The organism is Streptococcus orisratti DSM 15617, from assembly GCF_000380105.1.
Classification (GTDB): Bacteria; Bacillota; Bacilli; order Lactobacillales; family Streptococcaceae; genus Streptococcus; species Streptococcus orisratti.
Genome location: NZ_KB904503.1, coordinates 1 through 8,385, shown reverse-complemented (window position 1 = coordinate 8,385; position 8,385 = coordinate 1). Strand labels below are relative to the sequence as shown.

The 8,385-nt window shown below is 39.4% G+C and carries 9 protein-coding genes and 1 pseudogene; 8 read left to right on the top strand and 2 right to left on the bottom strand.

Going from position 1 to position 8,385, the window contains the following annotated elements:
• On the top strand, positions 1–235 hold a 235-nt coding region (locus A3I7_RS12820; protein ID WP_018376059.1), incomplete at its 5' end, for an IS3 family transposase.
• Between the two features lie 68 nt (positions 236–303).
• On the opposite strand, the pseudogene A3I7_RS13280 reads toward A3I7_RS12820, so the two are convergent.
• A pseudogene (locus A3I7_RS13280) lies at positions 304–871 on the bottom strand (NAD(P)H-dependent oxidoreductase).
• A gap of 1 nt (position 872) precedes the next feature.
• Positions 873–1,466 (bottom strand): TetR/AcrR family transcriptional regulator, encoded by a 594-nt coding sequence (locus A3I7_RS0109980; RefSeq protein WP_018376625.1) that lies wholly within the window; start codon positions 1,464–1,466, stop codon positions 873–875.
• Positions 1,467–1,581: 115 nt separating this feature from the next.
• Here A3I7_RS0109980 and hemW point away from each other — a divergent pair, with 115 nt between their 5' ends.
• From hemW to A3I7_RS0109945, 7 genes are all read left to right on the top strand, one after another.
• Complete coding sequence (gene hemW / locus A3I7_RS0109975) at positions 1,582–2,712, top strand: radical SAM family heme chaperone HemW (RefSeq protein WP_018376624.1); 1,131 nt, start codon at positions 1,582–1,584, stop codon at positions 2,710–2,712.
• A 3-nt stretch (positions 2,713–2,715) separates the two neighbouring features.
• Positions 2,716–3,441 (top strand): acyl-ACP thioesterase domain-containing protein, encoded by a 726-nt coding sequence (locus A3I7_RS0109970; protein ID WP_018376623.1) that lies wholly within the window; start codon positions 2,716–2,718, stop codon positions 3,439–3,441.
• Between the two features lie 216 nt (positions 3,442–3,657).
• Entirely contained in the window at positions 3,658–4,431 is a 774-nt protein-coding gene (locus A3I7_RS0109965) for a TIGR01457 family HAD-type hydrolase (protein WP_018376622.1), read from the top strand.
• The gene (locus tag A3I7_RS0109960) at positions 4,421–5,086 is read left to right on the top strand and encodes a TIGR01906 family membrane protein (RefSeq protein WP_018376621.1); all 666 of its coding nucleotides are present in this window, start codon (positions 4,421–4,423) and stop codon (positions 5,084–5,086) included. Before A3I7_RS0109965 ends, A3I7_RS0109960 begins: the two co-directional genes overlap by 11 nt.
• Before the next feature lie 116 nt (positions 5,087–5,202).
• The gene (locus A3I7_RS0109955) at positions 5,203–6,150 is read left to right on the top strand and encodes a hypothetical protein (RefSeq protein ID WP_018376620.1); all 948 of its coding nucleotides are present in this window, start codon (positions 5,203–5,205) and stop codon (positions 6,148–6,150) included.
• Positions 6,151–6,351: 201 nt separating this feature from the next.
• Positions 6,352–7,125 (top strand): dihydroorotate dehydrogenase electron transfer subunit, encoded by a 774-nt coding sequence (locus A3I7_RS0109950; protein WP_018376619.1) that lies wholly within the window; start codon positions 6,352–6,354, stop codon positions 7,123–7,125.
• Between the two features lie 11 nt (positions 7,126–7,136).
• A complete protein-coding gene (locus A3I7_RS0109945) occupies positions 7,137–8,081 on the top strand; it encodes a dihydroorotate dehydrogenase (RefSeq protein ID WP_018376618.1) in 945 nt (314 codons plus the stop codon).
• The last annotated feature ends 304 nt before the right edge of the window (positions 8,082–8,385 follow it).

Below are 8,385 nucleotides of genomic sequence, written 5' to 3'. Positions count from 1 at the left end.
CCAGTATCAGATGACACGCTCTATGTCGCGTGTTGGTAAGTGTATTGACAACGCACCAATTGAGAGTTTCTTTGGGCACTTTAAGACGGAGTGCTATGATTTGAAGAAATATAAGACCTTTGAGGAGCTGGTTTCAGATATTGATGCCTACATCTATTTTTACAATCATCAACGTTTTCAAGAACGCAACAACGGCCTTGCCCCTCTTGAAATGAGGAACAAGGCCGTCGCCTAATCTTTTATTATTTCATTGTCCACTTGACAGGGAGCAGTTCATTTTGAAAAAAAGAGTTTTTCTTTTTCTTACAATCCTTTTGCCTGTTCGGCAATTTTGTACAGCATTTTTTTGCGTTTTTCTGCATTAGTCGCCCTCAGATAAGGTAGAGAACTCACTTTGCAAGGCTTGATGCCGCACATACCTAGGATTTGTCGTTTCAGCACCTTGCCATAATCTTGAATAAAAGGTGTTACGAAGCCTGGAGTATTATGGGGTGTAATAATCCATGCTGTTTTTCCTTGGAGATGACCCTGCATTCCCCCTTTTTTTGTAGGAATAGGCAAAGCCTGATGCAAAGACACGGTCAATGAAACCCTTGAGAATAGCAGGCATGCCGCTCCACCAGATTGGAAAAATAAAGATTAGATGGTCTGCCCAAGTAACAAGATCGTGGTATTTCTGAGTATCAGGGTCTGTGGCCATGTTACGACGGCGGTGGTTTTTGTCAAACGTAAGGACGGTATTAAATTTCTCAGCATAGAGGTCCAAAAGTTTAATGTTGTGCTTGCTGTTCAAGTTGTTTTGAACTTGCTTAAGAATAGCAGCATTGAAACTTTCGTGGTTTGGGTGGGTGTAAATGATTAAGATGTTCATCTTATTTTCCTCCTTCAATGTAAACTTTCAGCATGTGATGGATGTTCTGTTTAATGGCGGCGTCATCAACATTGCTTCCGATAGAACTCTTAACAATGATGGCAAAGCCAGAGATGAAACTCCAAAAGTGAACCAATACATCACCTTCACTGATGCTGAGTGATTCTTCTTGACAGAGTTGAATCACAATTTTTTTAAAATTTTCAAATCCAGGTAAACTAGCATCTGTGATAATGGTATTTTCCTTAATTTCTATGTGATTGAAGGGATACTTAATGAAAATTGCTTCGAAAATGTAGGGGTTGGATTTGGCAAAACGGACAAACTGGAAACCCATCAGTAAAAGTTGCTCTCTCGCAGGTGAAGCTTTATCAATGCCACCCATCATGTTTTGTTGGTATATATCAGATAGTCTGCTCAAAAGGGTTTGCAAGTAACCCTCTTTGCTGCCAAAATGCTTATAAGGTGCTCCATGGGTAACACCGCAAGTTTTGGCTACTGTACGAAGTGAGAGTTGATCTATGCCATGGTTCTTGATTTCCTCAACTCCGGTCTGAATCAAAAGTTCTTTAAGTTCAACTGTATTTCGTTTCATGTTTCTCCTTTTGTTAGTATACTTTATCATATACACCGTCTACTTTATAAAATCAACTTAAAACATTTCTTATGTAAAATGATTCATTTTTTCTGAAAAATGGTAAAATAAAGGTATGCTAAAAATACCAACATCTGCCTATGTACACATTCCTTTTTGCACACAAATTTGCTATTATTGTGACTTTTCAAAAGTTTTCATTAAAAATCAGCCTGTGGATGCTTATTTGCAGGCTCTTATTCATGAGTTTGAGAGTTACAAGATTGAGCAACTGCGGACGCTTTACATCGGCGGTGGAACTCCAACAGCCATCTCAGCTGAACAATTAGATTATTTGCTCAGCCATTTGACTAAAAACCTTGACTTGAGCCAGTTAGAGGAGTTTACCATTGAGGCTAATCCTGGGGACTTGACGTCTGATAAGATAGCAGTATTGGAGAAATCAGCTGTCAATCGTATCTCTCTGGGAGTGCAGACTTTTAATGACAAGCAGCTCAAACGTATTGGGCGTAGTCATAACGAAGCACAAATTTATGAGAGCATTGACAGTCTCAAGGGAGCTGGTTTTGATAATATTTCTATTGACTTGATTTATGCCTTACCTGGTCAAACCATGGCAGATGTAAAGGAAAATGTCGCCAAAGCCATAGCGCTTGACATCCCTCATCTGAGCCTTTATAGTCTGATTTTAGAGCATCATACGGTCTTTATGAATAAAATGCGGCGTGGTAAGCTTAATCTTCCCACAGAAGATTTGGAAGCGGATATGTTTGACTATATTATTGCCAAGTTGGAAAGTCATGGTTTTGAACACTATGAAATTTCCAACTTTACTAAGCCAGGCAGGGAGAGTCGTCATAACCTCATGTACTGGGATAATGCTGAATATTACGGTGTAGGTGCTGGGGCTTCTGGTTATATCGACGGTGTGCGCTATCGCAATCGTGGTCCTATTCAGCACTACCTCAAAGGTGTTGCTCAAGGAAATCCACGTTTGGAAGAAGAGGTACTCACTAAGCAAGAAATGATGGAAGAAGAATTTTTCCTCGGTCTTCGAAAAAAAGAAGGCGTGTCCATTTCACGGTTTGAGGAGAAATTTGCTGAGAATTTTTCTAATCGCTATGGTGATATTGTAGAGAAACTAACCAGAGATGGTCTTGTACAAGTGACCGATGGCAGACTAAGAATGACAAAAAAAGGTCTCTTTTTAGGAGACACTGTTGCAGAGAAATTTATAGTGGAGTGAAAGATGGGGAAAAAATTTGCAATAACATATCAAGTGCCTTTTTATGAAACAGATGTCAATCATAATATCAAATTACCACATCTACTTTCTTTTGCCTTGCAAGTGTCTGGTCAGCAATCTTTGAATTTGGGTGTGAGTGATGATTATATTTTTGATACTTATCATCTGGTTTGGGTTATCACTGAGTACGACATTGACATTGACCGCTTACCCAAGTATGGTGAAACCATTATAGTTGAGACGGAGGCAACTGCCTACAATAAACTCTTTTGTTATCGTGATTTCACTGTCTATGGTGAAGATGGCGAGAAAATCATGACCATCCACTCTGTCTTTGTGCTTATGGATTATGACACGCGCAAGGTTCATCCTGTGGTGGATGATATTGTAGCAGTGTATGATGTTCCCAAAATCAAGAAGATTATACGCGGACCAAGGTATGAGGAACTTGAAAATCCAGAAGAAACAGTCTATCATGTGCGCTATTTTGATTTGGATATGAATGGTCATGTTAATAATAGTAAGTATCTGGAATGGATGTATGACGTGCTTGATGTCGATTTTTTGCGTCAGCACATTCCTCAAAAAATCAACCTTAAGTATGTCAAAGAGGTACACTATGGTCATGATATTCAATCGCGTGTGGTGATGGATGGAAAGGTGACACGCCATGAAATTACTGGTGATGGCATACATGCTCAAGCGAGCATTGTTTGGAAGGAAAAATAGGCGTTGCTGGAGTGAGAGAAGAGGATTTGAGTGATGAATACAAAGTCAAGCATAAGCTCGTTCTCAGGGGGCAATATTTTGTCACACCATTATTTGGGGTAAGCCGTTTGAGGGGAATCTAAAACCACTGACCAGTAGCTATTTACTCTAGCCAAACTTCCAGAACAGCAAGTAAGAAGACAACAAAAGAACAAATCAATTAGAAAGAGGAAACAAGTGAAATATAAAGGGTATTTGATTGATTTAGATGGGACGATTTACAAAGGTAAGAGTCGTATTCCAGCAGGTGAACGCTTTATTGCACGTTTGCAGGAACGAGGGATTCCCTACCTATTGGTAACAAATAACACGACCAGAACACCAGAAATGGTGCAAAATATGCTGGCAAGTCAGTTCAATGTCAAAACACCGCTCGAAACTATTTATACGGCGACGATGGCAACAGTTGATTACATGAATGATATGAAGCGTGGTAAAACAGCCTACGTCATTGGTGAGAAAGGGTTGAAGGATGCCATCGCTCAGGCAGGATACCAAGAAGATATTGAGCATCCCGCTTACGTTGTTGTCGGCTTGGACACAGACTTAACTTATGAGAAATTAGCGATTGCTACCTTGGCTATTCAAAAGGGAGCTATGTTTATTGGGACTAATCCTGATCTCAATATCCCAACAGAACGGGGGCTCATGCCAGGAGCGGGGTCGCTAATTAACTTATTGCAGTCAGCAACACGCGTTGAGTCAGTGATTATTGGAAAACCTAAGGCGATCATTATGAATAAATCTCTAGATGTACTGGGAGTTGCTCGTCATGAAGCTGTCATGGTCGGTGATAACTACCTAACTGACATCATGGCTGGTATCAAAAACGACATTGCAACCTTGTTGGTCACTACAGGCTTTACCAAACCAGAAGAAGTACCAAACTTACCAGTTCAACCCGACCATGTCCTAGCTAGCTTAGATGAATGGAATTTTGATGAAAACTAGACTTTTTACATTTTTAACTTGGCTCTGGTTGCTTGCTTTAGCCGTTTTGGTGACTATTTATGTTGCCTGGTTGATTTATCCATTGGAGGTTGATTGGCTTCATTTGACCAATCAGGTCATTATCACCAAGCAGGATTTATTGAAAAATTTCAATAGTTTGATGTTTTATCTGACTAATCCTTTTTCTAGCAATTTGAGCATGCCAGATTTCCCATCATCAAAGGATGGTCTCCAGCATTTTCGAGATGTCAAACACCTCTTTCATCTAACCCAGGCTGTTTTTGTGATTTTATTGGTTCCTGCTTGGCGTTTTTTGAAAAATAGCAGAGCTGAGAAATCACTTTTCCTTCATCAAAGAGCGTTTGCAATAGCAGCATTAGCCCCTATTTTTATAGGTTTTGCTACGCTTTTCATCGGCTTTGATAATTTTTTTACTTTTTTTCATCAAGTGCTTTTCCCAGGTGCGACCAACTGGTTATTCAATCCAGCAACAGACCCTATCATCTGGGTATTGCCTGAAGAATTTTTTCTCCACTGTTTCTTAATTTTCTTTATTATCTACGAATTGATTATGTGGAGTTTGGTTTTTAGTGGGAAAAAACAGTTTAGTCAGTATTTAAAAAATAATCCGAATAAATCTGAATCAAGGAAGTAATCTATAAAAAAACTGTAGATTTACTTGATAATTCATTGCCCTTTTGAAGGGGGTATGGTATATTTATTAGTGAGATGTTAGTATGAGTTATAGTATAGAGGGTGGTGTGAGAAGTGATGAAGTCTGTGCAAAGTAGCCATCAATTGTTGATTCAGAAATTATTAGTTAGCATTCATTATTTGACACTTTTTAAAGATGAAATTATTCTGGTCGAGAAGACCCCATCACTGCTAGGGGCATCTGTTTCAACTATTCGTGTTCAGGATGAATTAAGTGATGTTTTATCTGCGATTGCTGCAATGGAGAAACAAGAAAAGCTTATTCGCTCAACTTTCTGGTATGATGAGGCATCTTTCAAATTGATGAATCACTCTTTAGATATTGTAGGAACATGGGTTGAAGGGATTGATCATGTCCTAGAAACCTGCCAACAAACATCCGTTTTTCAGGTGATTCTTGGCGATGACCGGATTCATGTGTTCGGGGTGCTTGCAGATGTCTATTCCTCGCTAAAGATAGTCAATCTTTCCATAAAAGAAGATTCTGAAGAAGTGCTCTTTTTTAATCCTCTAAGGATGAATATTCAATCACCGCACTTGAGTAAGGAAGAATTAATGGCAAAGATTGATGCTATGCTTCCGGCAGAAGAAGATATTACGATTGAGGAAATGCCAGCTTTTGAGATTGCCGATCGTGATGAAGTTGTTAAACTTTTTCGCCATTACCTTTTTGACAACGGCGGAAGTCGTGTTTATGTCATCGATGCTCAGGAAGATCTGGGAAAGGAAATTGATTTTTATAACACCTTCAATCGTTTTACGGGTGCTTATGACGATATATCAACAAGCCTAGTTTTACTCGAAGAAGTGTTATCAGAAATGGAAGAACGTTCTCAAAATAAACCTCAAGAAAGTAATCTAAGTTCATTTCCGCCAATTTATGTCATTATTTACGGACAAAACAAACTAATGTTGGATAGCCGTTTTGAAAGTCTTGTGTCGGAATTGACGACATTAATTGAAGGAACGGCAATTTATATACTCTCCTATCAAGCTTACCTTTGATTTAAAGTTGACAATCAAAGGGATTAAAGCTATAATATAACAAATTTAACAACCTTTAATATAGTCCAGAGAGGCTACAAAGGTTCAAGAAACAAGTGCTTGAGTATATAACTCTGCTTATTTTTGTGGACCTTGCCTTCGGGTGAGGTTTTTTTGTAGAAAACGGAGGAGAAGATGAATCCAATATATCAACCTAGTCCGATGGTTTTAAAAGAGGAATTAACCATCATTAGTCAAAAGGAAATTGCACCAAGAATTTTTGAAATGGTACTTGCCGGAGAAATGGTTCAAGACATGGGAGTGGGGCAATTTTTGCACCTACGTGTGCCAGATCCAAGCAAATTGTTGCGTCGCCCTATTTCCATTTCTGAGATTGATAAAGAGCATGGACAAGCAACTATCGTCTATCGAGTGGAGCGAGAAGGTACGGTCATCTTATCTACTCTGAGAGCAGGTGATACTGTTGATGTTATGGGGCCTCAGGGAAATGGTTTTGATTTGTCCGTGGTTGAGGCTGGGAATACAGCACTTCTTATTGGTGGAGGAATTGGAGTTCCTCCGTTGGTTGAAACTGCAAAACAGTTACACGCTAAAGGTGTCATAGTAACATCTGTAATTGGTTTTGCTGATAAAAATGCTGTCATTTTAGAAGAAAAACTTCGTCAATATGGTGATGTGCATGTTACGACTGACGATGGAAGTTATGGTATCAAAGGGTATGTTTCGACTGTTGTTGATCGTTTTGATCAAGTTGCTGATGCCATTTATGCCTGTGGGGCACCAGGTATGCTCAAATATGTTGACAAAAAATTTGAGAACCATCCTCATGCTTATTTGTCAATGGAGGCTCGTATGGCTTGTGGAATGGGAGCTTGCTACGCTTGTGTGGTCCATCTAAGAGATGCAAGTGAGGCTGCTAATAAACGTGTTTGTGAAGATGGCCCTGTGTTTGAAACAGGTAGTGTTATTTTGTAAGGAGGTTTGTCGTGTCTGATAATCGTTTAAAGATTACTTTACCTGGCTTAGAGTTAAAAAATCCTATTATCCCTGCCTCTGGTTGTTTTGGATTCGGGCAAGAATATGCCAAATACTATGATTTGAACAAATTGGGTTCAATTATGATTAAAGCAACTACTCAAAATCCACGTTTTGGTAATCCAACACCTAGGGTAGCGGAAACACCCTCAGGTATGCTGAATGCCATTGGTCTTCAAAATCCAGGTGTGGATGTGGTTGTGGCTGAAAAGCTACCTTGGCTGGCGCAGCATTTTCCAGAATTGCCCATTATTGCTAATGTTGCTGGTTTTTCAAATGATGAGTATGCTTATGTTTCCGAAAAAATCTCACAAGCACCAAATGTCAAGGCAATTGAACTTAATATTTCTTGTCCAAATGTCGACCACGGCAATCACGGTTTACTTATCGGACAGGTCCCAGAGTTGGCATACGCAGCTGTAAAAGCAGCAGTGCAAGCTTCTGAAGTACCGGTTTATGTCAAATTAACACCGAGTGTTGCGGATATCACAATAGTTGCAAAAGCGGTTGAGGAAGCGGGTGCAACTGGTTTTACAATGATAAATACCTTAGTTGGGACGCGATATGATTTAGCTACCAGAAAGCCTATTATTGCAAATGGGCAAGGAGGCATGTCTGGCCCAGCGGTCTTTCCAGTAGCATTAAAGTTAATTCGTCAGGTAGCACTAGCGTCAGAATTGCCTATTATTGGTATGGGTGGGGTGGACTCTGCTGAGGCAGCTTTGGAAATGATGATTGCTGGTGCTTCAGCTATCGCTGTCGGCACTGCTAATTTTACTAATCCTTATGCTTGTCCAGATATTATTAATCGTTTACCAAAAGTAATGGAAAAATATGGAATTTCAAACCTTGAAGACCTCAGACGTGAAGTGCGCAAGGAACTTTTGGGAAAATAAGTTCTACTATGGTAAATTCTCAAAGTAAGTTCTAGTTCCCGTCCTTCCAGAAGTTACTCTGAGAAAACTGCATAAAACCAACAGAATTTAGTCTCAGACTAAGTTCTGTTTTTGCCTAAAATGCAGATTCAAGGGTGTTTTAGGCTTGAAATAGTTGAAAAAAAGAGTACACTAAAGTTACTGGCTCTGAGGCGTCTCAAAGTAAGTTCTAGTTATCTGGAATTTGGGATGGGACAAGTTCCTTTCTATTTTGAAATTATTTTTTGATAAAACTAGCGATTATTTATCTAGTAATCGAGGGGAT